The sequence below is a fragment of the Vulcanisaeta distributa DSM 14429 genome, from assembly GCF_000148385.1.
Taxonomy (GTDB): Archaea; Thermoproteota; Thermoprotei; order Thermoproteales; family Thermocladiaceae; genus Vulcanisaeta; species Vulcanisaeta distributa.
Map to the genome: position 1 here is coordinate 1,948,409 of NC_014537.1, position 24,157 is coordinate 1,972,565.

The window sequence follows — 24,157 nt, forward strand, 5'->3', positions numbered from 1 at the left end:
ATTTAAGCATTTATGTTCAAGTATGCCTTCGTTTATTAATCTAATGGCATCCTCCTTATGGTCGTCAAAGGAGGTTTTGTTTAGAAAGTTATGGTGAAAGGAATGTAAGGTCTTAACACTGACTAAAGAATTGAAGTTTGTTAAATTTAGATTTTGTATAAAACTGAAAAATATTTAGTTATTTTAAATTTAAAGTGTTCGTGGTGCTACGCCGCTGGTATAGACACCATACCCAGCATGGCTAGTACGAGTAAAATCAATATTATAAGTGATATAATCGATTGCAGTAATAGTCTCCTCCTGAAGAGCCAGATCGTGGCTGGTATCAGTCCTGCAATCACGGCAAAACCTACAATGGCAATGGCGGTCCTTTCTGCAACAATAAGTGTTTTGGGCGCCCCAATATAGCACGTCTTCATGGCAGCTACCTTAGCCCCTGAGACTAATTTATTAAGCTGGCAAGTCACGGCATTAGTATTCGTTAATGTGAGGGCTATGAAGACCCCAGTAAGGGCTATTATCCCTATGATCGCTAACCAATAGGCGGTTATTCCATAGGACTTAGCCTCTGGTGGTGCCTCAGTGGACCTATGTATTTTATACATGAGCATCATGCCGACCACCCCATGAGAATGGGTATTGATTGTTGAAACAGTCTTGCACTTGTTACCAACATGACTGCGATTATTACCCACCTAATAATCGGTATCTTAGCCTTGGGCATGACCCTAACCCCTATTTCTGTACCTAGAACCATGCCGACAACACAAGGAACTAGGAATGGAAATACCAAGGCCCCACTATTAATATACACCCATAAAGCGCCCGTATCACCAATCGCTATCAATACTTTACTTGTTGCTGCGGCAACCTTTAAAGGCAGGTACATCACTAAGTTGTATACTGGTACAATGGCCCAACCAGCCCCGACACCGAACATGCCTGACACCAAGCCTACACCTATGAAGCATAGTAATCCCCACACGGTATTAGCGGCTCTGTACGTTATTACGGTCTTTAATGATTCTTCGTAATATCGAGCATTTACTAATTGAAAGATTTCTGCTATTTTATCATTTTTATTAGTAGGATTAGGAATATCCACCTGCTTTCCCTTCCATAGGAATAAGCCAATAATGAATAACATTAGGATTGCTAAACCAAGTCTAATCACGGCGGCTCCTACATTGCCAAAGGACCTTGTGATTTCAAGACCTAATACTGCACCGACTATTGCGGATATCGTGTATGGTATCGCCGTAAGAATTATAGCGTTAAAATTAGCAAGTCCCTTACCCAAGTATTGTCTTGACGCGATTAAAGAACCAACAGTAGCTATTGCAAGTCCTGTCGTTCTTATAACATCCGTATTAATAGATGTGAATGCCATCATTATTGGTGTGAATATCACCGCACCACCAACACCAGTTAGGGCAGCTAGAAAACCTATAATAATACATATGCCAAACATTATAATACAGAGCATGATGAAATTCCACTGCATAACAGATGCCCCTATGTAAAGTAAAGTCCCAATGAGCAACGGATATATGCTTAACATAATTCCATCACCTAGCCAATTACGTTACGTATCACCTTATAAACTTTATTCTATATGATGTTCGTAAAATAAGATATCTTTATTAATATATTATCAATATTATAGAATAAAATTCTAGAAAGAACAATAGAACAGTTCTTATATATTTACAGGAATCCACTCATTTAGTTGAGTTAGTAATTATGAATACCATATTGTAGGATTTAATAACTGTACTTACTCCATTAATATATTCACCTGTCCAATAACCCGCGTGCATCCACTGTAAATTACTCGGTGCGGCCCATGAGTTTCCTTTTAATAGCCATAACGACAATGTTGCATTTAAATAGTCAAACTGAACACCCTGATAATTACTTATGCCTACCAGCGTCACGTCAGCAAGCCCGAATCTTTTCATATAAACCTTTATCGTAGAAATTTCAGTATTATTAAAGTAAAGAGTTAATGTTTCATTGCTTGGTAAATAAATTATGGTTAATGTGCCACACATTGGATAGCGCAGCTCCTGCCTTACACTAACTTCATTACATGTTATCGTTCCATTGAACTTTAACACACACCATAGAGGCTCTACTACATTCTCATTGTTATAAGAGGTGATGAGAAGTACATCTTGCACCCAATACCAACTTCCATTCATCGCCTTAAGCCAAGCATTTAACTGTATACTATAACCGGGTATTAAGGCTAAGCCTTTGCTTTTATGATCATTGTAATTATTTGTTATGGGGGATAACGGAATTCCCAAGGCTGGCTCGGCCTTATAAACACAAAAGTATGCCTTAATACCCGTATAATTTGTACCACGCGGTATTATCACCCCAACCCCAGGATTCGTTGGGTTAGTTTTATTGATTGCGATCCACGTAATTGATCCATTAATATATTCTACAATACATAAACCACTTTGGCAATAATACTGAATTAAGCTGAAGTTATTAATATATTTAATGAAATTAATGTTGTTTCTTAAATACGCTACAAGCAAATTAGGGCCTATGAATAGCACGATGAATATCAAAGCTAATCCTAAAATTAATAATAGTGAGGACTGCATTACTAACTATAATATTTAAAAAGTACTATATAAATTTATATTTAGTTTCAGACTCACATACTAATCGATATTAATCCAAGCGCTGATAGTATTAATACTATCATTATCAATGATGCGATTAGCGCAAAGTTCGTTTTTCTTCCTGTATACAGCATTATAACGGTCGCGAGAATCCCCATTATGGCCGCTATGCCAAAGAGTAAAAATCCAATGTCTTGAAGTATAATTGCGTATGAACTATTCTGTGCATGGGATATTATATTCATTATCCTAATACCATTCTGCATACATAATTGTATAACATTTGGCGCCTCACCGCTTAACATCCTATTTATTATACAGACCGTGCTTCCGTAATATTTCGTTACTGTCAATAAAAGACCCATGAAGGCTATTATGACACCCACAATTGCTATCCAAAAGGCAATTTTACCGTAAGTCCTTGACACAGCAGATAATACTTTATCTGACGCCATATTACATCACCCCCATTATTACGGGCAGGGCCTGTTGAATAAGCCTGGCACTTGCTAAGAGCATTGCGAGGATTACAAACCACCTAATTACTTTGGCCCTTAATTTTGGCATTAACCTTGAGCCTATCTGCGCCCCTATCATACAACCAAGGAGACAGGGTATTACGAATATGGGTATCATCGCCCCATTATTTATGTAAACCCACATGGCGGCTGTATCACCTATGCCTATCACTACTAAGCTGGTGGCTGTAGCTACCTTAAGTGGTACGTACATTAATAAATTATATACTGGTACTATAGCCCAACCAGCGCCCAAACCAAACATACCAGAGACGAGGCCAATCCCCATAAAGCATAGTAACCCCCACATGGTGTTTATGACTCTGTATTCTACTGTACGGCCTAATGAAATTTCATAATAGCTGGAATTAAGTTCAAATGCATTGGCTAATTTATCATACTTATCTTCCGGCGGTATGGGGTATTCCGTTCTTCGACCTTTAGTGATCATAAGTATTACAATGAATAGTACCAATACTCCCAGGGCAAGCCTAATTAAGGCCTTGCCAAAGTTACCCATAACCGCGGTAATATGAAGACCAATGAGTGACCCGATAATTGCGAAGATAGTATATGGAAGGGATGAAAAAAGAGCCAAGTTGAAATTAGCAATGCCCTTACCTAAATAGGGTCTTGCTGACATGAGAGAGCTCATGGTGGCTATTGCGAGACCTGTTGCACGTACTATGTCTGGGTTTATGGTTGTGAATGCCATCATTATTGGTGTAAAAAGAACGCCACCACCAACACCGGCCAGTGCCGCAACAAATCCTATTAATATGCATATTAAAAAGATTATTATCAAAAATATAATTGGAGAATTAAATAATACAAATATATTACCTAATGAACCGCCAATCACATCTATGTATATGGACATGGTCGTAATTCTAATTGTTTAGATGTTAATAAACTTTGTTCTCCAGATTTCCTTAAAATAAAAATAATTTATTAATTACTATAAAATAATAATTAAATAATTTCATAAAATAGAATTCATAATTAATTAATATTATTCAGCAATATTATCATCACATATATACTGCTCATTTCTAGTCAGTTATATGCTTTCTCATGATTATCAATATTACCAGCGCTATTATTAATACTGAGAATGCTATTATATGCCTAATCATCATTGGTACAATAAGGATGTGGCCTCTATTTAGTCCTGAAAGTAACATTCTAACTGAAAGGTAGGAGAACACCGAGAGTAATACGATTTTTATTGACGATGAGCGCACGCGAGGTAGTAAGTACGATGCTAAATATGCGCCTGGTGCTATGCCGAGTACGGATGCCATGGCTAGGTACGGCTGTATATATCCAAAGGCCCAGTAGAGCGATCCACTGGTCGCCGCTGTTACACCTACTATTAGATTGCTTGTTGCCGTGGCCACCTTTAGCGGTAAACCAATTACGTTATATAGTGCAAGTATGTTTATGGGGCCGCCACCTATGCCCAATAGGCCTGACATTAATCCTCCAAAGAACATTATAGGTATTGACTTGATGAAGTCTCCTCTATAAATTGTATAGTTAACATATGTTTTGAGGGTAGCATCAAAGAAGGCGTCGTTTAATATTACGTGGTCAATGTCTCCTTGTCCTGTAAGTATTGGAGTAATTGTGTATTTTTCCTTTCTTTTTAATGAAAGTACCATTGTTAAGATCATGATGAAGCTGAATACTAGGTACAATATCCAGTTAAATCCTCTGCTTATTAAGTGATAGGCCATTAATGATCCTACAATAGCGCCAAAGGTTGCTATTGGGCATAGAAACAGCATCACCTTAATGTTAGGGAGTTTCATGTTTAGATACCTATACCCACTCATTAAGGATGTTGCCAATGCAGACACAAGGCTAATACCAGCGGCATACTGTATTGGCAAATTCTCAAATATTGACGTTAATAATGGCGTTAATACGACGGCACCACCAAGACCCAAAAGACCCCCTATTAAACCAGCCACAAAACCACATACTAGGATTATTAGGAACGTTATTACGAATTCTGTTATGAATAGCATGTACGTCACCTATGCAGTATGAAGATGGGTAATACGAATATGGCTATCATTAAATTCACGAAGGTTATTAAAGCCAGTACCGTATATAGGATGTCCCTTTCCAGTAAGAACCTCACTAGGTTCAGCAGAACCATTGCTATAGGAATGGCTATCAAGATCATCAACCCAAACATCATTAAACTTAATCCACCCAGCCTTAGTACGCCATCAAGTACGTACATCACGGTAATCTCGCGTGTATTTACTGCACTTGAAGGATCCAGAATCTTATTAAGCGATATATGAAGACCGACACTTCCACCATGTAGGAAAAGCATTATTAAGCCTAATATCAGGAATGCTATGCTTAGGAATACTCCGTACTTAAGTAAATTACTTATTATATTTGTGAATTTTTGTTCAATTGCGCTTGGGCTTTCAGGTCGGGCTTGGTATATGGCTACTGACGTATCCTGGGTTCCCCCATACTTATGTGTGAATATGATATAGAGAGAAATTATTATTACCGATGCGAATATTGCCGCTATGATGGTTCTCTCAAGCGATGTTATTGGTAGTATGCCCTCCCTACCGAGGCCCCTAAGGACCATCCTAAAGCCCAGGTAAGCCAGTATCGCGACGAAGACCCACCTAACCTGCCTATTAGTCACGTACATGAGCATCCTAGTGCCAATCCTCGAGCCAAGCAATACGCCAATTGCCGTGCATGCGGCGATGAATGGGCTTATGTAACCAAAGAACCAGTAAAGCGAGCCGCTTGTCGCCGCTGTTACCCCTATCATGAAGTTGCTTGTTGTTGTGCTTACCTTCATGGGTAGGTTCATTCCCCAGTCCATGGCTAGGACCTTGAGCGCACCACTACCAATACCCAACAAACCACTAATAAAACCAGCAAAAAACATAATCAACCAACCAAGCCACCAACGAACACCCCAGTACCTGTACCAAATCTTCAGCGCCGGGTCGTAACACACACCATAGAGTCTAAACACCCTCGTTGTCCAGTCAGGATTCCTCGGCGGCGGTAACTCACAGGTACTTCTTTGCATCGTGGGAACTATCGACGCTAGGAGTACCAAACCAAATACTATGTATATTATCCAGGTGAGGTGATTTGCATATATGTAATTTGCCATTAGCGAGCCTATTATCGCGCCCGTTGTCGTTGCCGTTACTAAGCTAATGCCAATCCTATCATTGGCTAATCTCTTCTTAACGTAAACACTGGCTGAGCCGGCTGATGTGGATATTGTGGATATTAATGCTGAACCTGTGGCGTATATTATCGGTACGCTCAGAAATAATGTTAGTACCGGCGTTAGAACAACACCACCACCAAGCCCAGCCAGGGCACCGAGTAAACCAGCCACAATGCCAGCTAATATAAACTCCAGCATCCTGAATAAATCAAATACGAGGCTCATCATCAGTCAAAAACTTGACTTTACGATATATAAATATTATTACACAACCTTGTACGTTAAACGGGAAATAATTTAATAATTGTCCTGAAAATTATTGAATAATTTAATAATAATTGAATGTATTGATTAATAAATATTCATAAATAATTAGTAATTAAGAGAATTGAATATAAATATGAACAGCTATTTTTAGTTCTATGTAATGTATTTAGATCATTACCTGGAGATGCCAAATCTTCCAAGCATTGGTTTTGCCCTATCATTAATTGCGAAATTACTGAATAGGCAGTAGAGCGTTATTGCCGTGAATTCCTGCCAGGTTATTGATGTAATAAACGTTCTCATGGCCCAGGTAATTCCGTCAATGCTATGAGTGCAACCACGATCATATCAATTACGGACGCTATTGTCAGCCATTTACCCGGTCTTGAAGCCTAGAATGGATTCCCTCTAACGATGAATGGTGTAAGTATGCCCATGTACATCATTACCGTGAAGTGATAAGTATGTGGCACATGTATATTGTTTACGTGGAAGTAATTCAGGGCTAAGAACAATAAGCTAAACATCCTGACAACCGTGAATACCTTAAGCCCAACGCAGAGCTTCACGAGCTTAGTCACATCCCACCTCTGGTGTTGGTGACCCCTTGGCATTGTCTGTGGATAGGGCTATCGTGACGAAGCCCACTAGAAACAGGAAGGGGTTATGTCGAGGGTCAAGACCGCATATGTTGTGTTAAAATAATGCTGATATTAGGAACGCCAGGGCCGTGAATACGGCTATCTCAAAGGTCTTAGTAACCTTATTCAATATTTACGTAACGTGGATATACCAATCCTAACAAGCTACGCAATGCCCACCAGACTCTTCACAGTTGGCACAAAAGTCTCGCCCATCACGCCAGCTACCTACTTAGTTGTCTGAGGGCTCTTAATGCTGAAATACTTATCCTTTAGGTAAACCTCGGCAAATGTATCAACTTAACCTGACTATCGTATTAACTAACCACACATCCTTAAGGAGACCCAGGTAGTAATAATCCACATTAGCCTCAATCACCACTAAATATTCACCTGTAGACAATCTCCTGAGTACCTCATTGACTACAAAGTACTGGGTGTATGATGGTCTCCTTGATTCATTATTAAGAACCCAACTTCTCAGTCCATCGTAGAAATCGGTAATTACCGCAACCACGTGTTTTGATAATTCATTCAGCGCCTTATCAACCTCCTTATCATCCCTGAATTCATCCCTGAATAACTTAATCACGGCACTATTGTTCATCACCTCATCGTACGCCCAAGCGACGTGGTCAAGCACATGCCTACACACGAAGTAATTATTGAAGAACCTTAATGTCCTTATCACTAAATTAATGTAATTAATAATCAATTGCTCCTTATTCCTAACCTTACCCACCCTCCTGCCAAGGGTTAATGGGCCGCCCTCATGCGTATTTAGGTAATCCTTTATGCGCGTTACTGAGGGGCCTATCAGTGCCAGGTCAATTATGTACGCACTAGGAATTATTACGCCTCTCTCTATCTTAATTAACTGATCCGTTGGGACCAGGTGTATCTTAACGAAAACATCAGCCTTCTCTCTAATCAATGAGTTAGGTTCAAATAGCCTAACCTTAGTTATTGCATTCTCAATAATACTATTTACTACGCTGGCATCACCCACAATAATACATATGTAAAGTTCTTTATTAATGCTATTCCACAATTTACGTGAAGCATAAGGTAATGGGTCGAGCTAGTATAGGCCTACATAAGTACAGTCGTCACTTACCCTCAATAATATGAGTATTAAGTTATTAATATCTCTAAGGATTTCTTCAGGTATATTATGATTTACATACATTTGATTTCCCATTGAATAATTAAGTAAGTTGCAGGCAACTAAATTAAATAATTCATTTAATACCTTTATAACGGCTCTTTCCTTAATTCCATGATTAATCAATTTATTAATAAAGTTATTATTAGTTATCTTATCGTAGGCCCATATTAAGTAATTAAGTACATCGCCACAAATGAGGTATTCACAAAACATCATTAATAGCCTTAAACTCATGATTAAAGTAGGTACTTAGTAATGTTAGGTGTTCTTTCCTTACCCGTAATTTACATGGTTTACCATCACTTAATATCAGCAATGCCCCCTTAATGATTAATTTACCTTCGGTATTAATCTTAATTTTAATGGCGTTATTATTAAAATCAACAAATGCATTAATTGGTACTATATGAGCCTTAATAAATAATTCAGCATTCTCTTTAACCCTGCTATTTAGACTATACACCTTAACCAGGTCTATGGCGTCCTTAACAAGTTCATTAAGTTCATTGGGCAGATTAAGATCTATGCATTGTTTAACCATTATTGTTTAGTCTCATAATTGCGAGATTTAAAATTAATTCCACGTGAAATAAGCATTTTTAATTTGACCATTGAGAAACCCTAGATGATACCTGGAATTAGTATTGACATTGTACATTTAATGATTCTAAAATTAATACTTCATGCCATTCATGATAATATGAAAGATGCTGCGCCAAACCCATTATGGTTGTCGTTAGCTGGGCACATTAGTAAGGCCACATTTTACAGGAAGGTCTCTGAGCTGGAGACTATGGGATTACTTGAGAGGATCAGTAGGAATAAGTACTTAATAAGCGTTAGCGGTTACTTAACGCTTCTTTTTGCGTATTTCATGCATATTGGCGACATAGACCAGGATACCGCCCAAGCTGCGATTAACGCCATTAGGGGTAATTGGGGTTTAGTGGGATTTAGTGATTATGAGATTGAGAGTTACGTAAAGTTGCTCTACCTGAGCAGTAAGGGGAGACTTAGTAGTGAGTTAGTGGCGCTTTATCAGGAGTATCCCAGGAACGTTTTCTTCATATTACCCGGCGATCTTAAGATGGTAACTGTGAATTCATTATATAAGGAGTTGGTTAATGAGTATGGGGATCCGAATATTGTTAATAATGCTAGGAGGGTTATTGCCAAGGCATTGATTGAGTACTTCCCCACCACGGTCATAAATGGATGTAGGGCTGTGACATTCATGAGCAATGGCGAAGCTAAGGTATTAGCTATGCAGTGTAATAACGATTTCATACTTAATTAAGTCTGTCGTTTAGCAATCTTCTAATGATCTTACCAATCACATCATATGTGTCTGGATGAATGTGAAGGTAATGAGCATATGCATTGTTTATTTGGAACCCATCAAATCCGTTTACTCCTGCACCCCTTTCATACTTAATGGTGAAGTCGTAATTTCCATGCAGAACTAATGAGGAGTAATGGAATTCATGGCCCATTATTACAGTACCAACATCACCGATAATGGAGTTCCTGATTACCCTGGCCCTTGCGTAGCCGTACCAGACGGGCCTTTTATGCATTATCGTTATAGCGTCTATGGCACCCACCATTTCATACTCCTCATTATTGTAGACTATCGAGTTCGTCAGGTACATTAAACCACCGCACTCAGCATATAGGTACTTCCCTGAATCTATGAATCTACGCACATCAGCCCTAAGCGCCCTATTCCTCTCAAGGTATTCCCCATAAACCTCGGGGAAACCACCACCAATTAGCAATAAGTCTATATCGCCAAGTCCCTGATCAACCTCTGGGTCGATAAACTTAATATTACTCGTGAAGGACTGTATCCGCTCTATCGTCTCTGGATAATAGAACGTGAACGCCCTCCCACCCAGTATGCCCACCCTCAATTCACTACTAACAACCTTAAATGACTCAGGACCTACGTTATCCCTCACATCAAGAGGCTCTGAGTATTCCTTAGCCACCTTAATGACCTTATTAACATCTATGAAACTCGACGCCTCATTAAATACGTTAATCAGGCGCTGCTTATTGATCTCCTCAGCATGTATCAAACCCAGGTGCCTGTACTGCATTATATCCTCAAGGTCATCACTCCTTGGTATATAACCAAGGAATTCCAAGCCCTCACTCTCCACAGCAATCCTCAACTTATCAACCTGTCTCTGCGTAGTATTAGTAATTATGGCACCCACGATCTTCACCTCACGATCAAAATCCCTCAACCCCCTAATTATTGCCCTCACGGTCCTATTAATCCTCTCCCCATTAATGACTAGTACGACTGGTGCCCTGAGCAACTTAGCTATTTGGGCGGTGCTACCCGCCTCACTTATACCGTCAACACTGTCGTAAAGCCCCGAGACACCCTCAATAATTGCGATGTCAGAATTCAGGGAATACCTATAGAACCTTGTTACTACCTTATCACCCATCAGCATGTAGTCCAGGTTCCTACTCGGTGCATTCACAATTACTGAGTGGTAACTCGGATCTATATAGTCAGGGCCAACCTTAAATAGGGATACCCTAAACCCCGCCTTAATTAAAGCGTAAGCCAGCGCCAGTGTTACTGTGGTCTTACCATTCTTACCCTTATACGAAGACACAACGAGCCTAGGCACTGTCGTCTCCATACCTATCACGCCTTACTATGAAGATGAGTGATGGAGCCTTCACATCATCAATGTTAGAGCTATTATTAAGTCTATGAAACTCCTCGTCTGGGTACGTAACCCTACTAACTATTAAAATCTCGTGATCATCATTTAATTTACTAATTAGCTCCTTAATCATCCTCGTGCCCATGAAGACTACCTTAACGTCGGCCTTAACATCATAGTCAATGTCCGGATACGCCATTAATGCAACCACACCCTTTAACTCAATCATGTACTTAGCTGCGGCTGCCGTAAAACTACTGACCCCCGGCACTATTTCGCAGGGAACGCCATTACGTAGGGCCTCCCTACAAATCTCAATACCCCTACCAAATATTACTGGGTCACCATTCTTGAGGAAGACTACGTTAAGCCCTTTCCTGGCTAATTCTATCGCCTTAATTACATACTCCCTGTGCGCATCGCCTCTCACGTGTCCCATGAATACCTTCCTGGCATTTGGTGCGTATGTGTTTATTATCTCCTCATTAACCAATGAGCCGTAAAATACAACGTCAGCCTTACTTAAGATCTTAATAGCCTTCACGGTAATAAGCTCGGGATCCCAAGGACCAGCACCAACAACGTAAATTGGGATAATAATCACCCATTACTTAACTTAGTTAGTTTATGGTAATTAAATAATGGTTATTACACATAGCATGTAAAATTTCAGGCTATTCTAAAATACTACTGTTGTTCCTTAGTTTTTTAATTTCATGTAATAAAACACAATCATGGTAGTTAACTGAGAATTGCATACCTATGCATGACTTCCCACAAAGCGTGCACATGTAAACATAGGCATTACCATCAAGGCCTATGCTAATCACGAATTTATCATTACCAATTAGGATTGATGATTTCGTAATTATACCACCATCAATAATCAGCCTACTAATTAAATAATGCATTGCCATGTTAATCACATCGTTAAGTAAGTCGTACCTAACTAATGACTTTAATTGATCCCTATGCTCAAGTATCATCATCATGACCGTCTTAGGGTCATCAATCATCCTCATGATGCCACTATCAATGCTCATTAGTGCAGGTAAAACACTTATTATTTTCATGATCCTTTGGCAACAATAGCTCCTTAGGTGCCATTTTTGGCATAGTTTGCTAAAGATAATGCTTTCATCATCAACGCAATTAAGCGCTAAGCACACGAGTAAACCCTTAACTGTTGATACATATATACCCCTTTCACTATTGGTATCACTAATATTCAACGGCCTTATTAATCCATACTGAAGCATCCTCTTAGCCTTCTTATACACTGTTGAGATGGCAAACCTCGTATTCTTAGAAATCCTGTATAATGTTATTGGTTCATTATAAATAATATAAGCCAATAATTCCCTGGTGGTATCGTCAATGTCCATCTCAGTCAAGAGCCGTTGTCGTAATAATCGAATAGTAATGCCATGATCATTAATTGCGGATTTACTCATTAACATAGCATTCATCAGCTATGTATATATTCAGTTGAATAAATATTGTTTGATTAGTGCATAAAGTGCATTGAGTAACATCCCTTATAAATAAATGTATTTATCTAATGATTCTCCTTGGTACTTAGTATGCATGTCATTACGTCTATAGTAACATTAACATTATCACTAAATGAATTGTTCACCTCAACTAAGTAAATACCTGGGTCAAACCTTTGGGACCACACCACATTATTCACGTCAAAGTAACCAACGAGTATTACATCCTCTGCGTAGTACGCATTGTCACTTATGGGTTCACCAACCCTCTTTATTAATAGGGTTACGTTACCCAATAGCGTTGTTACAGTAATTAGTGAAATGCCTATGAAGTCCCTGGGTATCATTATTGGGCAGTAAATAGACTCATGCCTACGTAATTGAAACCCAACTAACCTACATGAGCTAACCATTGATAGGAATTGCCTAATATTCTCCATACTCAATGTAGCGAATGGAACCTCAGAAAGGACTTGGGCAATTAACTTAGCAATTTCCCTGGCTTGACTTAATGGTACATGCCTCCTCCTTAACTCATTTATACACATCCTCACCTTATCAATCTGCTCATTAGTAACATTAATACCTCGACTCCTAAACTCATCCCTTAATGTCCTAATAACCTCCTCCTCGTAATTACGAAACATGATTAAGACCTCAATGAAGAAATATCTCTAGGATTTTAATAAAACCAAGACATTACTCCTCACTTCTCTTCGGGCAATGTGGGCGGTGGTAAGTACTCCTCCTCCTTGGCAGCTAACTCCTTAATCTTGCTAAGCCTCTCCGGCTTCAATATCTCATCAAAGACCTCCCTACCAATACTCCTTAATTGGGCAATAACCTCAAAGAGCTCCCTCTTAAAGGCCACCGGCGTTTCCTCAATGAAGCCCCTGGCATCAATCCTAGCCCTTGGAAACTCCTTTAGGATCCTCTGGGCAACGTCGTCAGGAACCTCAAGCTCAATTACCTTAAGGTAACCGCCATATAGATCCTTAATAAACTTCTCCAATGGAGTACCTCTTATCCTCTCGAGTCTCGTCTTATCTAGTATTACGGAGATCTTGTAGGGCATGCTCATCACCTCTTTAACGGCACCTCCATTGGTGGTACATCAACCTCAAGCTCCCTCTCTTTTAACTCGAGGTACTTCTTATTAACGAATGGGTAGCCATAGACCCTCCACCACCTGACAATGACCCTATAGACCTCAGGCCTAAAGATTATTGGCGGTGGCTCTATGCCCTCGGCTATCAACCCCCTAATGAAGCTACCACTAAATCTCTGGGCTACATCTGTATGGGCGCACGTGTCGCTATAGGCTATTTCACCGCACTTCGGGCAGTACCAAAACTCCTTAATGTTAACAGGCCTTATCTTAAGGCCTTTATCTAGGTCATAAGGCGGGGCATTAAGGCCATAACTAGGTAGGCCCCTCTCCCAGAGTATTTGCGTTGCATATGGATCATAATAGTCGCCCACGGCAGCGTGATCCCTACCAAACATGTGGTGTGTACAACCCATGTTCTGCCTAATGATGCCGTGCAGTAACGACTCGAGTGGGTTACCATACCTCATGTCCCACAGCGTGAAGGTGACCATGTGCCTCTTCGGGCTTATGTAGCCGTACTTATTCAATGCCTCGTGACCCTCGAGGATTGCCTCATCGACGAAGTCCCCAAGCCTCTTTGCACCGATTATGGCGTTGACGAGTATTCCATGGCACGGCTCAATATCACCCAGGTATGCCGCATTCTTCATTAGGTGCTCATGACCGGTGTGCGGCACATTCCTAGTCTGGTGGGCGATCACCGTCCTCCAGCCCCTCCTTTGAATCTCCTCGCGGGATTTAGCCGGTGGGTACCAGAACCTATTGTATGGCTCCTTAAACACCGGCTCGTTAATCACGTACACCTTACCTGCCAACGCTGTGCCAGTCATACTTCTATATATCAACCAGCCAGGGTGCTTCTCATCAAACCTCTTCTTAACAACCTCTGGATTCCTCTCCGGCGTTCCAAACGTCCTATCGGCCAAGTCCTTGGGATCGAACCTCCAAATCTCCTCAACATCAAGTATTGCAAACGGTTGTCCCTTGAGCCTAAGCAATAACCTATCGCCCTCCTTAATACCAAGCTTCCTCAGGTCATCCTCACTGATGTCAAATATTATTGGGAATGGGAATAACCAACCATCGAGGAGTCTCCTCTCCTTAAGTACATTCTCAACCTCATTCCTAGTCATGAACCTATCCAGCGGGCTGAAGAAGCCATAGGCGATGGACATGATCTCCCTATACACATTCCTAATGGGTAAGCCGCTAATCGGATCCCTGGTTGCCCTTATGTCGTATGGTATTGCGCCGGCGGCCATGTTAATGACCTTATCCCTATCCCTAATCACCGCATCCACAAGCTTCCCTCCGTGTGGGGGTGGCATGTAGACCTTAAGACTCATGTGGACCACCTCATGGGAACTCTATTATGTGTATCACGGGCACCTTCCATAACTCCCACTGACCGGTTTTCGCATCATACCTTGAATTGACGAATACGTGCCAATTCTCATCATCCAGTGCCGGGTAATCCGCCCTAACGTAATAGCCAGGCCACCTAGTCTCCTTCCTAAACAGCATGTGCCTAACCACGGCCTCCGCAGTCAATATCCTGTGCCACAGCTCCCAAACTCTCATTAATTCATGCCAGTCCTGGGCAGCTGCGTAATTCATGAAGTCCTCCTTAAGGAACTGCAGTAGTTCCAGCGCCCTGTTGAGCATCCACTCGTTGGTCACGTACATTGTTGACCAACCACCGGCGTACTCATCCATGATCTTCTGAAGCCTGAACAGGCCCTGCTTCCAGTACATCTTAGTTGGGTCTATTGGATGCATGTAGCTCGGCCCAGTGACAACGTTATACCTACCCTTCTGGTAACGCTCCAGTGGCTCCATTATCTTGGCTATTAACGAATCAACCTGAGCTCTATCCACCTCAACCTTCTCATCGCTGTGATCCATCACGTATAGTACGGCGGACTTACCCGCCAACCTACCCTCAGTGAATGAACCACTACTGAACTTGTGCGGATTGGCGCCGCAGGCATCACCTGCACAGAATAAACCATCTAGGGTGGTCATCCTATTATAGCCCCAGAAGTACTGGTACCTCCTGTCGTCTGGCAAGCCCTCAATCTTCTTAGGCGCTAAGTCCTCAGGTCCGCTGGCCCATGCACCGCACTCGGTGGCGTGGCTACCCATCACGTAGGGCTCCGTGGTAATTATCTCATAGGGCCTATCGGCTGGCTCGTGGTTTTGCCCAGCCCATATGACTACCTGGCTTATTGTCATGTCTAGGAAGTCCTCATAGGCTATCGCCTCGCTTTCAGTACCCTTCTTAACCGTCTCATCAGTCCTCATGAGGCTTGGCCCACGGCCAGCCAACCACTCAAGGCGTTGGGCAAATACCCTAAGTGTTGTTGGTGTAATTGGCAAATCAACGTAGTTACCCTTACCGCTATACAGCTTCCTTATCTCATCGACATGGGGCTTCCAGAAGTCCTGCCCATAGGCATTGCTAATCCTCGTCTTAAGCAATAACTGATAAGCACCAACAGGTCCATAGCCATCCTTAAACCTTGGGACTACAAATCTGGCCTCCATCATGGTCATTACGGCGCCGGCCTCGATTAACATGCCGTAGGATGAGGCGGAGGACCATGGTGGGTACCAACTCCTGCCAAGTCCCTCACCCTGAGACCTAGGCCTATATATCTGTGAACCACCACCTGCGGAGAGTATTACCGCCTTTGCCCTGAATACGTAGAATGTCCCATCATTTACGTTAAAGCCTACGGCACCAACGACCCTATTGGGATTACTCGGGCTCTTAAGTAGGTGCGTGACCATTACCCTATTGAATATATTCTCGTCACCAAGGGCCTTCCTGGCTGCCTCAGCTACTATTGGTTTATAGGACTCCCCATGAATCATTATCTGCCACTTACCTTCCCTAACATAGCACCCAGTCTTTGGCTCGGGCCATATTGGTAATCCCCACTCATCAAATAAGTGGACTGTTGAGTCGACATGCCTCGCGTAGTCGTAGACCAAGTCCTCCCTAACAATACCCATTAAGTCACCCCTCACGTACTTAACGTAGTCCTCCACAGTATTCTCCTTGCACTTTAGACCCATGTACGTGTTAATTGCCGATAGCCCCATCGCCACCGCCCCACTCCTGTTTATATTCGCCTTCTCCGCCAGCACAATCCTGCAGTTCCTACACCAATACCTCGTCTCCCAGGCAGCCCCACTACCAGCCATTCCGCCACCAATTATTAGTATGTCCGCATCTACGTACCTAACCCTAACCATGCTCTCACCCCCTCACCTCAGCCTTAACAACCTCTGGAACCTTCGTTCTGGGTAGTTCAACGCCGAGCTTATTACCGCCAAGCTTCTCATGCTCGCAGGATAGGTACGGCGTCCTCAGGAATTCCCTAGGTGGCTCCGGGTATTCCTGCGGTGGCTTTATTGAACCCCAGGGCGTGGTCCTTATTGGAAATACGAAGTACTTAACCGTGCCATTCCTATACCTAATTGTCCAGTAAACCCTGTTAGTCTTCTCATCCCTGTAAACCTCAACGGCACCACCAAGTGGTGTGAAGTCCATGTAGCCCCTTATCTGGACAGCGCCCTGTGGGCAGTGCTTAACGCAGTTGTAGCACTCCCAGCAGGACTCCGGCTCCGCGTTGTATGCCTTCCTACCGAATATGCCGGACTTCGTGAACCTCATTATGTGACTTGGGCATATGTTAACGCAGTCCCCGCATCCCGTGCACTTGGCCGGGATTACATAGGAGGGCATGCCCACCACCTCATGAGTGCTTCTTTGGGTGACTTGGTACGTGGGACTCAAGCGCCCTCTCAGCCAACTCACCACTCCACGGGCCAAGTAGCCTAGGCTCTACGCCCTTCCAGGTCCTATACCTATCGTATAACTGCCATATATACATATAAATCGCATGTCCAAACTTCGTCCAAGGCATTGTGGCGAACATCATGGCCACTAGGAATATGTGGACAGTGAATGCCGTTGCCAATGCGTAGTAATTCAGCGGCATTGTTAATTCAATACCCATTAGGGCAAAGCCACTCAGTGAGACGAAGAAGGCCGTCCAGAGGAAGAAGTCCGTAACCGCAGGTTCACCGACTGGCCTAGTCCCCTGCCACCTGGCGATCATCATGAGTATAAACCCAACAATTATCAAAACACCACCAACGGCGCCGGTGCCTATGACGGCGTATGGACCCATGGGGCCGAGCTTACCACCAGGTATGAAAGCCACGAGACCAGGTACGTCGCTTGGGACCCACTCATCGTAAATGAAGCCCAGGACTGTTGATATTGCCGCAAACACAAAACCCCACCAAACCAATGCATGCGCCACCGCCTTAACCCTGGGCCTCCTTAGGTAAATTGACTGAGTGTGGCATGAGGTCATTGGCGCGCCGTAGAATGGGTATAGAAATGCCGTGATTAAGCCAGCAATAAAGGCGCCTGCGGAGCCCCAATTCCTCGTTGGACCCTTTATCGGCAGTACCCTGCTTAAGTTTGAAAGGGCTAGCACGCCCCTGCCTATCTCAATTGCGAAGCCGATAACCATCTCTATAACTAGCGCTATGGCTCCGTAAATTATCCATAGGTGCGGTATTGGTAGGTATAGTTCGATCATCAACCTCATATTACTTTAGTTAAAAAATTATTTATTCCACATAGATTGTGAAAGCTTATATTATGCATGTAAATTATTATATATAATAATGAATATGAATGAATATAATATTAATTCTTTATTAACACGAATAAATAATTATATTATGCCAATTTTTCTTATAAATATTAGTAATTTTTCTAAGATAAAACATAAATAATGATTATTTTACCAGATTTGATATATCTCTATTTAACTCATTAATTAGCGGGCAATGTTCATCACAGGTTGTGTATGTTAATACGCAATTCTTTTCACATAATCTGCATATATAGACATAAAGCATTTTGCTGTTTCTATAATACCCCACCAGGAATGAGTTGTTGCCAAGTATTATGTCAGGTCTTTTAACGTTGGATGAATTGCTCAATATATTATTAACTAAATAGTAGATTGAGGTATTTTTAATGCTGGTGACTGTTGACTCGTCAATGAGTTTACCGCTTATCGATGAGTTGTTAATTAACGTGCTTAATGCCGTTATCATTAGCGTATCTATATTCTCAATTATTCTCAAACTCTCACCTCTGACTATGTGAGGTAGTATTGTGAGTATTGTTATTAGTTTACCATTATCGTAATTCCTCAGATTCCACCTTGCCTTAAGTCTACTTAGCACTATATCATCGTCAAGGCACTTATATGCTAGGCACGTTAGTAATCCCTTAACTGTGACTTCATAAACGCGCTTGCCATTAAGCCTATCACTTGATTCCCTGGCAAGTATTAGGTTATTCTTTACCATGTACTTAGCCTTCTTATAAATGGATGATATGCTATATGGCGTTTCCCTAGAAACCCTGTATAGTGTAACCGGCCCCTTCATTATTATGTATGCGAGTATGTCGTTCATTACATTATCGTACTCAACATTTACGAGCCTTCTAAGTTCTAACCTCAAACTCTCTGGGACCAGGTTACCATAATTAATGATGGCATCATGCCTCATTGAGTATATACGTATATTCATTTGTTATAAAACCAGTTGCCTAGTGCAAAAATTGCATGGCACATTGATAAAATGTAAATGATTGTTTTTCCAGTGAAAAAGATTAATTATTATTTAAATGAATTCAAACGACTAGTGCCCTATAGACTAGGTCCATGAGTCCTGAATACTTAATTTCCTTTCCATACATCTTATTTAGATGGGGAACAACGTGGCTAAGCTGTGCCTTACATATTGAGCAGGGCCTAACGACCCACTGTGCGCCATGCTTAAGGGCATCTTCATACCAAAGCCTTGCGTATTGAATAGCTAGGGGCAGCATTTCATCAGCCAGCATACCTCCCTGGCCTCCGCAGCACCATGTCTTACCTCTACTGTACTCGGAATCAACCCACTTTTTGACTACGTGGTTCATTATGAATCTTGGTTCTTCTGTTAGGTCTCCACCCCTGGCGTAATAATCAGGGTCTTGGTACATGTACACTATGTCGCCGTTGGCCTCGGGATTAAGCTTAATCCTACCCCTCCTAATGGCATCAACCACAAGATGGAATATGTGGAGTCCCTCAATACCGTATTCCCTCAACCTCGGTATCACGTAATTCTTGAATGCATGCCAGCCATGACCGCACTCGCAGAATACAGCTAACTTAACGCCCAGTTCTCTTGCTGCATTCACGTACATTTCGCCAATATACTTAAGGTGCCTTGGGTCTAGGAACAGGCCGAAGTTCGCCACCTCCAGTAATTTTGTGCTTATTGTGTAGTCCATGCCTATGGCGTGCATGAACAATAGGTGGCCCTTGAGCGTCTCAATGTTCATGAAGAAGTCGGCAGATGATGGGAGTAGTAGGGCGTAGGCTGGCTGGTCAATTTTGACCTTTATTTCGACGCCCTTCTCCTGCTTTATCTCATTTATTACGAACTCAAGTATATTCCTTATAGCGGCTGGAGTTAATGCCATATTATTGCCGGTTCTCTCCATGTTATCTATCGTCGTAACCACGAACCTAGAGGCCATGCCCAATTCATACAGTATTGACCTCACGGTCCTGGTCAATGATGCTTGGTCGACACCGAATGGGCATATGGTGGCGCACTTCCTGCATAATAAGCATTGCCAGTAATATGTGTATAGCATCTCCAGGTAATTCTCATCAATTGCCTTAACGGCATTTACAGCCTTGCCAAGCAGTTTACCGCTTGGTTTTTCGGCCTTAATCACAGCCCTTATTAGTTCTGCCCTGCCCACGGGCGAATTCCTAATATCACCCGTGGTTATGTACGTTGGACAAGCCGTTAAACAAGCACCACAATGAACACAGGTCTCCACAGCCAGCTTAACATTCCTATTACTCTCATACTCCTCAAGCAGTTTCTTCTTGAAGTATGACACCTTGTCAATGCCGACCGGCGGCTTAAACCCTATCCTCGCATTAAGCCTCTCAAGTAGTTTGGCATCGGCCTTATGAGGCTTTATGTTCGATGTATCCCCGAACCTGAACTCAGGTAGTTTATGGGCCATGCTCATCACCCTGGTATTGACTTAACCCTAATCTTAATTGATGGCCTAGCCACCGTGGGCGATATGTATATGAATGAGAATAGGTGCATCATCTTGCCCCACGGGAAGTAGGCTATGAATATCATGGCTAGTATTACGTGGGCTAACGTGATCGGCGGCGCAGCCATAATGTAGCTAATTGCCTTATCCACATTGAATGATGCTAGGTTCCAAATCCAGGGAGCGACTGAATACTCGAAGAATCCAGGCTCAACAGACTCAAGCCATAAAGTTTGTATAAGACCTAATAATATTATTAATAGGAGTAGTGCATCCGCGAAGTAATCATCGAGGTAACTGAGACTTCTCATTGGCAGTTTAACAACGAAGTTGCCAACCTTAACGCTCCTATCAATTAACCTCCTACCAATGAGGATCAACATTCCAACCAATGCCATAACACCGCCTAAGCCACCGATAACCTTAGCCAATAACACATGCATTGTAGGTGAAATGCCCATGGCCCCGAGCTGCGCAGGCGGTATTAATAGGCCGAGGTGGCCCACGAGGGCTATCCAAATACCCCAGTGAAAGAGTACTGAGCCCACGAACAGTGCCGTGTCAGTGCCCGGCAACGTATAGAATAGGAATATCCTCTTGAGTATCTCAATCGTTATTTTACCATAGGAATCATCGTTCACTGTCGCATTAACGTTATAAAGCCCCGTCAATGCCTTCGGCATTAACCACCTGACTAGCCTAAATATTATCCCAACTATGAATATTACAACGGCGATGTACGGTACATACCCAAACACGATTAGGTATGCGTAATTCATCACTGTTCATACTATGGTTGAGCCATAAATAATAAATGCTGTTACACGTATGACGTGAATGACAGAATAAGGCACCATATGGTACATACCGCGGCTTGATGTAGAATAAAGTAATATAAGGAATTAGCACATTATTTCTTAATGAGTATTGGCGATAAGGTCGCTGAGTTAATAAGGAAGGCCCGCGATGCAGGTTTTCTCGAGTTTTACGAAATTAACGAATTAGTAAGAAGCATAATTGAGAGCTCCGGCGAGGTTAATGCAATACTTTACAGGCCTGGTGAGATGCCCATACTCGTGAATGCGGCTAAGGAGGATGATTATGTATCGATTGCACTATTGGATTTGAATCTTGCAGAGGAGATGAGTGCTAAAGACGTGCCGCAACTCATTAATGGGTTTAGGGATCTTGAGGACATAACCACCCGGATAGGCTTTGAACTTTACGGAAACAGGTCAATAGCGCCCTTCCTATACCCATTATACTTAGATGAGACTAGTAGTGTTGTCCTTGTGATCTTGGGCATAAAGTCTGCCGTAAGTAGCCAATTATTTAATGAAAACTTTATTGAGGGATTGATCGAGGATTTAAGATTCAATTCAGATGCATATCTATTCCGCATAATTGACGCACTTAGGGTTTCACCTAATAAGTGAAATAACCTGTAAATTCATTATCTTAAATTACCTCGCTTAATGAAGAGGATTGCCATCATGGGGGGCAACTTCTCCGGAATAGTCGTGGCTAATAAACTCGCCAAGAGACTTAGGTGGTCCGTGGCTAAGGGTGACGTGGAAATTGCATTATTCGATAGAAGTCCTAAGTACTTAATTCACGCGATGCTACCATTAATAACCTTTGGATCAATGAGTGAAAGGTACGCCGTTGGTGATAAGGCAGAGTTGCTAGATTCTAGGATTAAGTACTTCTTCGGTAAGTCAGGCGAGGTGGTTAATGTTGACCTGGCTAATAGGACATTGACGCTGGCTGATGGTAGTAAATATTCCTATGATTACCTCGTAATAGCGAGCGGCGCGGATTACGTACCTGAGGAGGTGCCCGGCTTATTAAAGGACTATCACACGTACTACACGCTTGAGGGGGCTCTGGAACTTAGGAATATTCTTCAGGGCTTCAACAAGGGTACAATTGTTGAGCTCTTCGTTGAGCCGCCGATTAAGTGCCCAATAGCACCGTTAAAATTTGGCCTGATGCTTGATGATTATCTCAGGGATAGGGGTGTGCGTGGTAATGTCGATGTAATGCTCCTCTATCCCACGGACCACTTACATGCGCAGCCCGAGGTTAATAAGTTAGGTAAAATCCTACTTGAGGAACGCGGTGTTAAGTATATTTTCAACTTCTCAGTGTCTGAGATAAGGCCTGAGGAAAAGGTAGTGATTAGTGATAAGGGTGAGAAGATTAAGTATGACTTATTAATAACAATACCACCACATAGAGGCGCCAAGGCCATTAGGGATTCAGGTATTGGGGACCCATACGGCTTCGTGCCCTGTGACAGGTATACCCTACAATACCGTAAGGGTAAAACTAAGTATGATGAGGTTTACGTAATAGGTGACGCCACAGCTCTTGAGGTTGCGAAGGCGGCATCAGTGGCTCACTATCAATCTGATGTGGTTGTTGAGAATTTAGTACATGATATAGCTGGCGAGGGCTCACAGGTTAGGTATAAGGGTGAGACAATATGCCCAATGCTCACGGACCTCTATACACAGCATGGTAGGGGTAGGGCATGGCTTCCGTGGTGGGACTATAAGGTCAACGAGTTAACCTTCATAACGACTAGGTTTGGTTGGTGGTTCATAAGGGCATTCTACCTATCATTACCATTAACCATGAGGGGATTAGCATGAGCACGGAGATTCCGACTAAGGTTATTGAGGAATTAATTAAGGACATGGATAAGGATAAAGCAATGATTGACATGCTAAATAAACTACTACTTCTCTACAAGTCTGGCGCATTTGATACTGCAGTTGAGTTATTAATGACGGTTAAGAACGTATCATCAGTAATTACAGATAGTATGATTGACAACCTGGCACTAACGTTAAGGGAATTAGCACCACTAATTGATGCGCTTGCCAATAACCCATTACTGAAGTTGCTTGGTGAATCATTAAATGATACTGAGGTTGATAAGGCAATAATTAAGGCTAAAGAAAAGGGGGTTAGCCTAGGTGATGTGATTGGACTTATGAGAAACAATGACGTGTTAACGGGCCTATACGTATTTTTAACAGTCATGAAGTCCCTGGGTAGGAAGGTTAGGGAATTTAAGGCTGAAGGTTAAGATTAGTCCTTTCGTTATTAAATAAGGTTATAAGGTCACATGCTTAGTATAATGCCCAATCACCTTAATGCCCGTATCACGTGGAATAACCCTTTTCAAAAATCATAGGTTATGAATAACGATA

General features: G+C 42.1%; 27 protein-coding genes. 4 read left to right on the forward strand and 23 right to left on the reverse strand.

Annotated elements, in window-relative coordinates:
- Positions 1–206: 206 nt before the first annotated feature.
- From VDIS_RS10205 to VDIS_RS10255, 11 genes are all read right to left on the reverse strand, one after another.
- Positions 207–614 (reverse strand): hypothetical protein, encoded by a 408-nt coding sequence (locus tag VDIS_RS10205; protein ID WP_148678321.1) that lies wholly within the window; start codon positions 612–614, stop codon positions 207–209.
- Positions 611–1,561 (reverse strand): sulfite exporter TauE/SafE family protein, encoded by a 951-nt coding sequence (locus tag VDIS_RS10210; protein WP_013337167.1) that lies wholly within the window; start codon positions 1,559–1,561, stop codon positions 611–613. Before VDIS_RS10210 ends, VDIS_RS10205 begins: the two co-directional genes overlap by 4 nt.
- A 160-nt stretch (positions 1,562–1,721) precedes the next feature.
- The gene (locus tag VDIS_RS10215; protein ID WP_013337168.1) at positions 1,722–2,621 is read right to left on the reverse strand and encodes a hypothetical protein; all 900 of its coding nucleotides are present in this window, start codon (positions 2,619–2,621) and stop codon (positions 1,722–1,724) included.
- 53 nt (positions 2,622–2,674) lie between these two features.
- Positions 2,675–3,097 (reverse strand): hypothetical protein, encoded by a 423-nt coding sequence (locus tag VDIS_RS10220; protein WP_148678322.1) that lies wholly within the window; start codon positions 3,095–3,097, stop codon positions 2,675–2,677.
- Position 3,098: 1 nt separating this feature from the next.
- Positions 3,099–4,040 carry a sulfite exporter TauE/SafE family protein gene (locus VDIS_RS10225; protein WP_013337170.1) on the reverse strand — a complete coding sequence of 314 codons (942 nt, stop codon included), beginning with the start codon at positions 4,038–4,040 and terminating at the stop codon, positions 3,099–3,101.
- A gap of 172 nt (positions 4,041–4,212) precedes the next feature.
- Positions 4,213–5,193, reverse strand: coding sequence for a sulfite exporter TauE/SafE family protein (locus tag VDIS_RS10230; protein ID WP_013337171.1), 981 nt, complete (start codon positions 5,191–5,193; stop codon positions 4,213–4,215).
- Positions 5,194–5,198: 5 nt separating this feature from the next.
- A complete protein-coding gene (locus VDIS_RS10235) occupies positions 5,199–6,620 on the reverse strand; it encodes a TSUP family transporter (protein WP_013337172.1) in 1,422 nt (473 codons plus the stop codon).
- A 213-nt stretch (positions 6,621–6,833) separates the two neighbouring features.
- Complete coding sequence (locus tag VDIS_RS13125) at positions 6,834–6,962, reverse strand: hypothetical protein (protein ID WP_281041755.1); 129 nt, start codon at positions 6,960–6,962, stop codon at positions 6,834–6,836.
- Between the two features lie 89 nt (positions 6,963–7,051).
- Positions 7,052–7,240, reverse strand: coding sequence for a hypothetical protein (locus tag VDIS_RS10240; RefSeq protein ID WP_148678323.1), 189 nt, complete (start codon positions 7,238–7,240; stop codon positions 7,052–7,054).
- Positions 7,241–7,595: 355 nt separating this feature from the next.
- Positions 7,596–8,309: a hypothetical protein gene (locus tag VDIS_RS10245; protein WP_013337173.1), complete on the reverse strand. Its 714-nt coding sequence runs from the start codon at positions 8,307–8,309 to the stop codon at positions 7,596–7,598.
- Between the two features lie 361 nt (positions 8,310–8,670).
- Entirely contained in the window at positions 8,671–9,009 is a 339-nt protein-coding gene (locus VDIS_RS10255) for a hypothetical protein (RefSeq protein WP_013337175.1), read from the reverse strand.
- An 84-nt stretch (positions 9,010–9,093) separates the two neighbouring features.
- Between VDIS_RS10255 and VDIS_RS10260 the strand changes: the two genes are divergently transcribed.
- Positions 9,094–9,765 carry a hypothetical protein gene (locus VDIS_RS10260; protein ID WP_013337176.1) on the forward strand — a complete coding sequence of 224 codons (672 nt, stop codon included), beginning with the start codon at positions 9,094–9,096 and terminating at the stop codon, positions 9,763–9,765.
- On the opposite strand, the gene VDIS_RS10265 is transcribed toward VDIS_RS10260, so the two are convergent.
- The 12 genes from VDIS_RS10265 to VDIS_RS10320 form a co-directional block, all read right to left on the reverse strand.
- Positions 9,758–11,131: a cobyrinic acid a,c-diamide synthase CobB gene (locus VDIS_RS10265; RefSeq protein WP_013337177.1), complete on the reverse strand. Its 1,374-nt coding sequence runs from the start codon at positions 11,129–11,131 to the stop codon at positions 9,758–9,760. The two genes, VDIS_RS10260 and VDIS_RS10265, sit on opposite strands and share 8 nt — an antisense overlap.
- The gene (locus VDIS_RS10270) at positions 11,112–11,762 is read right to left on the reverse strand and encodes an SAM-dependent methyltransferase (RefSeq protein ID WP_013337178.1); all 651 of its coding nucleotides are present in this window, start codon (positions 11,760–11,762) and stop codon (positions 11,112–11,114) included. The genes VDIS_RS10265 and VDIS_RS10270 overlap by 20 nt, the downstream gene beginning before the upstream one ends.
- A 70-nt stretch (positions 11,763–11,832) precedes the next feature.
- Positions 11,833–12,543 carry a hypothetical protein gene (locus VDIS_RS10275; protein WP_245522511.1) on the reverse strand — a complete coding sequence of 237 codons (711 nt, stop codon included), beginning with the start codon at positions 12,541–12,543 and terminating at the stop codon, positions 11,833–11,835.
- 173 nt (positions 12,544–12,716) lie between these two features.
- Complete coding sequence (locus tag VDIS_RS10280) at positions 12,717–13,298, reverse strand: hypothetical protein (protein WP_013337180.1); 582 nt, start codon at positions 13,296–13,298, stop codon at positions 12,717–12,719.
- 59 nt (positions 13,299–13,357) lie between these two features.
- Positions 13,358–13,726, reverse strand: a complete 369-nt coding sequence (locus VDIS_RS10285) for a DUF6955 family protein (protein ID WP_052885940.1) — start codon at positions 13,724–13,726, stop codon at positions 13,358–13,360.
- 5 nt (positions 13,727–13,731) lie between these two features.
- Complete coding sequence (gene sat, locus VDIS_RS10290) at positions 13,732–15,108, reverse strand: sulfate adenylyltransferase (RefSeq protein ID WP_013337182.1); 1,377 nt, start codon at positions 15,106–15,108, stop codon at positions 13,732–13,734.
- A gap of 10 nt (positions 15,109–15,118) precedes the next feature.
- Positions 15,119–17,023 (reverse strand): adenylyl-sulfate reductase subunit alpha, encoded by a 1,905-nt coding sequence (aprA, locus tag VDIS_RS10295; RefSeq protein ID WP_013337183.1) that lies wholly within the window; start codon positions 17,021–17,023, stop codon positions 15,119–15,121.
- Between the two features lie 4 nt (positions 17,024–17,027).
- On the reverse strand, positions 17,028–17,516 hold the full coding sequence (gene aprB / locus VDIS_RS10300) for an adenylyl-sulfate reductase subunit beta (protein WP_013337184.1): 489 nt from the start codon (positions 17,514–17,516) through the stop codon (positions 17,028–17,030).
- Between the two features lie 10 nt (positions 17,517–17,526).
- Entirely contained in the window at positions 17,527–18,384 is an 858-nt protein-coding gene (locus VDIS_RS10305; protein ID WP_013337185.1) for a hypothetical protein, read from the reverse strand.
- A gap of 202 nt (positions 18,385–18,586) precedes the next feature.
- Positions 18,587–19,372 (reverse strand): hypothetical protein, encoded by a 786-nt coding sequence (locus VDIS_RS10310; protein WP_013337186.1) that lies wholly within the window; start codon positions 19,370–19,372, stop codon positions 18,587–18,589.
- A gap of 124 nt (positions 19,373–19,496) precedes the next feature.
- Positions 19,497–20,903 (reverse strand): (Fe-S)-binding protein, encoded by a 1,407-nt coding sequence (locus VDIS_RS10315; RefSeq protein WP_013337187.1) that lies wholly within the window; start codon positions 20,901–20,903, stop codon positions 19,497–19,499.
- Positions 20,903–21,715, reverse strand: a complete 813-nt coding sequence (locus VDIS_RS10320) for a respiratory nitrate reductase subunit gamma (RefSeq protein ID WP_013337188.1) — start codon at positions 21,713–21,715, stop codon at positions 20,903–20,905. The genes VDIS_RS10315 and VDIS_RS10320 overlap by 1 nt, the downstream gene beginning before the upstream one ends.
- Before the next feature lie 141 nt (positions 21,716–21,856).
- Here VDIS_RS10320 and VDIS_RS10325 point away from each other — a divergent pair, with 141 nt between their 5' ends.
- Genes VDIS_RS10325 through VDIS_RS10335 form a run of 3 tightly spaced genes read left to right on the forward strand, consistent with a single transcriptional unit; the run spans position 21,857 to position 24,033 of the window.
- Entirely contained in the window at positions 21,857–22,372 is a 516-nt protein-coding gene (locus VDIS_RS10325) for a hypothetical protein (protein ID WP_013337189.1), read from the forward strand.
- A 39-nt stretch (positions 22,373–22,411) separates the two neighbouring features.
- The gene (locus VDIS_RS10330; RefSeq protein ID WP_013337190.1) at positions 22,412–23,593 is read left to right on the forward strand and encodes an NAD(P)/FAD-dependent oxidoreductase; all 1,182 of its coding nucleotides are present in this window, start codon (positions 22,412–22,414) and stop codon (positions 23,591–23,593) included.
- A complete protein-coding gene (locus tag VDIS_RS10335; protein WP_013337191.1) occupies positions 23,590–24,033 on the forward strand; it encodes a DUF1641 domain-containing protein in 444 nt (147 codons plus the stop codon). Before VDIS_RS10330 ends, VDIS_RS10335 begins: the two co-directional genes overlap by 4 nt.
- Positions 24,034–24,157 lie beyond the last annotated feature (124 nt).

What these genes read in the sequence shown, in the direction of transcription:
- VDIS_RS10205 (WP_148678321.1), bottom strand. Translation starts at nt 614, where the DNA reads ATGATGCTCATGTATAAAATACATAGGTCCACTGAGGCACCACCAGAG.
- VDIS_RS10210 (WP_013337167.1), bottom strand. Translation starts at nt 1,561, where the DNA reads ATGTTAAGCATATATCCGTTGCTCATTGGGACTTTACTTTACATAGGG.
- VDIS_RS10215 (WP_013337168.1), bottom strand. Translation starts at nt 2,621, where the DNA reads ATGCAGTCCTCACTATTATTAATTTTAGGATTAGCTTTGATATTCATC.
- VDIS_RS10220 (WP_148678322.1), bottom strand. Translation starts at nt 3,097, where the DNA reads ATGGCGTCAGATAAAGTATTATCTGCTGTGTCAAGGACTTACGGTAAA.
- VDIS_RS10225 (WP_013337170.1), bottom strand. Translation starts at nt 4,040, where the DNA reads ATGTCCATATACATAGATGTGATTGGCGGTTCATTAGGTAATATATTT.
- VDIS_RS10230 (WP_013337171.1), bottom strand. Translation starts at nt 5,193, where the DNA reads ATGCTATTCATAACAGAATTCGTAATAACGTTCCTAATAATCCTAGTA.
- VDIS_RS10235 (WP_013337172.1), bottom strand. Translation starts at nt 6,620, where the DNA reads ATGATGAGCCTCGTATTTGATTTATTCAGGATGCTGGAGTTTATATTA.
- VDIS_RS13125 (WP_281041755.1), bottom strand. Translation starts at nt 6,962, where the DNA reads ATGAGAACGTTTATTACATCAATAACCTGGCAGGAATTCACGGCAATA.
- VDIS_RS10255 (WP_013337175.1), bottom strand. Translation starts at nt 9,009, where the DNA reads ATGGTTAAACAATGCATAGATCTTAATCTGCCCAATGAACTTAATGAA.
- VDIS_RS10260 (WP_013337176.1), top strand. Translation starts at nt 9,094, where the DNA reads ATGATACCTGGAATTAGTATTGACATTGTACATTTAATGATTCTAAAA.
- VDIS_RS10265 (WP_013337177.1), bottom strand. Translation starts at nt 11,131, where the DNA reads ATGGAGACGACAGTGCCTAGGCTCGTTGTGTCTTCGTATAAGGGTAAG.
- VDIS_RS10275 (WP_245522511.1), bottom strand. Translation starts at nt 12,543, where the DNA reads ATGGACATTGACGATACCACCAGGGAATTATTGGCTTATATTATTTAT.
- VDIS_RS10280 (WP_013337180.1), bottom strand. Translation starts at nt 13,298, where the DNA reads ATGTTTCGTAATTACGAGGAGGAGGTTATTAGGACATTAAGGGATGAG.
- VDIS_RS10285 (WP_052885940.1), bottom strand. Translation starts at nt 13,726, where the DNA reads ATGCCCTACAAGATCTCCGTAATACTAGATAAGACGAGACTCGAGAGG.
- sat (WP_013337182.1), bottom strand. Translation starts at nt 15,108, where the DNA reads ATGAGTCTTAAGGTCTACATGCCACCCCCACACGGAGGGAAGCTTGTG.
- aprA (WP_013337183.1), bottom strand. Translation starts at nt 17,023, where the DNA reads ATGGTTAGGGTTAGGTACGTAGATGCGGACATACTAATAATTGGTGGC.
- aprB (WP_013337184.1), bottom strand. Translation starts at nt 17,516, where the DNA reads ATGCCCTCCTATGTAATCCCGGCCAAGTGCACGGGATGCGGGGACTGC.
- VDIS_RS10305 (WP_013337185.1), bottom strand. Translation starts at nt 18,384, where the DNA reads ATGATCGAACTATACCTACCAATACCGCACCTATGGATAATTTACGGA.
- VDIS_RS10310 (WP_013337186.1), bottom strand. Translation starts at nt 19,372, where the DNA reads ATGAGGCATGATGCCATCATTAATTATGGTAACCTGGTCCCAGAGAGT.
- VDIS_RS10315 (WP_013337187.1), bottom strand. Translation starts at nt 20,903, where the DNA reads ATGAGCATGGCCCATAAACTACCTGAGTTCAGGTTCGGGGATACATCG.
- VDIS_RS10320 (WP_013337188.1), bottom strand. Translation starts at nt 21,715, where the DNA reads ATGAATTACGCATACCTAATCGTGTTTGGGTATGTACCGTACATCGCC.
- VDIS_RS10325 (WP_013337189.1), top strand. Translation starts at nt 21,857, where the DNA reads ATGAGTATTGGCGATAAGGTCGCTGAGTTAATAAGGAAGGCCCGCGAT.
- VDIS_RS10330 (WP_013337190.1), top strand. Translation starts at nt 22,412, where the DNA reads ATGAAGAGGATTGCCATCATGGGGGGCAACTTCTCCGGAATAGTCGTG.
- VDIS_RS10335 (WP_013337191.1), top strand. Translation starts at nt 23,590, where the DNA reads ATGAGCACGGAGATTCCGACTAAGGTTATTGAGGAATTAATTAAGGAC.